2 protein-coding genes are annotated in these 768 nt (G+C 71.4%); both read right to left on the bottom strand.

Annotation, left to right across the window (positions count from 1 at the left end; genetic code table 11):
- Positions 1-120 precede the first annotated feature (120 nt).
- The gene (ccoS, locus tag GJ693_RS16395; RefSeq protein ID WP_156257274.1) at positions 121-276 is read right to left on the bottom strand and encodes a cbb3-type cytochrome oxidase assembly protein CcoS; all 156 of its coding nucleotides are present in this window, start codon (positions 274-276) and stop codon (positions 121-123) included.
- On the bottom strand, positions 273-768 hold a 496-nt coding region (locus GJ693_RS16390), incomplete at its 5' end, for an HAD-IC family P-type ATPase (RefSeq protein WP_156257273.1). The genes ccoS and GJ693_RS16390, both read right to left, overlap by 4 nt.

Here is a 768-nt window from a genome sequence, read left to right as displayed (position 1 = left end):
GCTTGTGGGCCGGGCAGGCTGCCGCCGGCGCACAGGCTGACCAGCTGCGCCTCGGCCCGCGCCGGCAGCGACAGGGCGGACAGCACCAGCGCCAGCAGGGCCGGCAGATGGGCGAGTGGCTCAGTCCGCAGCGTCATTCTCATCATCCATGAAGATGCGCAGGGCCGCGCCGTCGAGGTCATCGAACTGCCCGCGCCCGACCGCCCAGAAAAAGGCGAACAGGCCCAGCAACCCCAGGCCGAGCGCCACCGGGATAAGCAGCAGCAGGCCGTTCATCGTGCCAGGCCCTTCAGGCGCCCAAGTCTTTTCAACCTTAGCGCATTCGCGACGACGATGATCGACGAACCCGACATGGCCAGCGCCGCGATCAGCGGCGTGACCAGGCCAGCGATGGCCAGTGGCACGGCGATGATGTTGTAACCGATCGCCAGCGCGAAATTCTGCCGGACGATGGCCTGGGTTGCCCGCGCCGCCCGGATAGCGAAGGCCACGGGGGCGAGGCTGGCACCCAGGAACACCGCATCGGCGGCGTTCTGGCTGGCATCGGCGGCCGAGGCCGGCGCCACCGAGACGTGGCCGGCCGCCAGCGCCGGGCCGTCGTTGAGACCATCGCCGACCATCAGCACGCGGCGGCCCTGTTCGGCCAGCGCCGTGATCGCGGCGAGCTTTTCCGCCGGATCGAGGCCGCCCGTGCCGGGGATGCCGAGGGCCTGCGCCACGGCGGCAACCGGGCCGGGCCGATCGCCGGACAGGATGTGGGCCGGCAGG

The sequence above is a fragment of the Sandarakinorhabdus oryzae genome (assembly GCF_009733735.1).
Lineage (GTDB): Bacteria > Pseudomonadota > Alphaproteobacteria > Sphingomonadales > Sphingomonadaceae > Sandarakinorhabdus > Sandarakinorhabdus oryzae.
Note: the sequence above shows the minus strand (reverse complement) of the source record. Positions and strands in the feature narration are given on the sequence as shown.